At 38.5% G+C, this 301-nt stretch carries 1 pseudogene; it reads right to left on the bottom strand.

Annotated features, from left to right (window positions below):
• Nucleotides 1-301: pseudogene (locus AAEZ03_RS26685) on the bottom strand (hypothetical protein); the annotation flags it as partial.

The raw sequence follows: 301 nt of genomic DNA, 5'->3' as shown, positions 1-301 counted from the left end.
TAAGAAATCGCTGTCTATTATTTTGCTTTGATGAGTGAACGTAACCTGATGCTTCTCATTATTTGTGAAATTAAAAACATCGTGCAAGCGCTGGTGCACGGTCTCACCTGTCATCGTGAAACCCTCAATAGCATACCGCCAATGACAGCATAGTAATGTACCGCCTACAGCAAGGTTTTGCTCAGTCCAAGCGATTACTGTGTCAATATCATTGGGTGATAAATAATATAAAATCTCACTAATGACAATTAAATCAAAGGGCGGCTCATTAACAGGTGTACTAATCGATAAAAGATAAGTA

Source organism: Pseudomonas sp. HY2-MNA-CIBAN-0224, assembly GCF_040310285.1.
Taxonomy (GTDB): domain Bacteria; phylum Pseudomonadota; class Gammaproteobacteria; order Pseudomonadales; family Pseudomonadaceae; genus Aquipseudomonas; species Aquipseudomonas helleri.
This window is presented reverse-complemented; position numbering and strand designations above follow the sequence as displayed.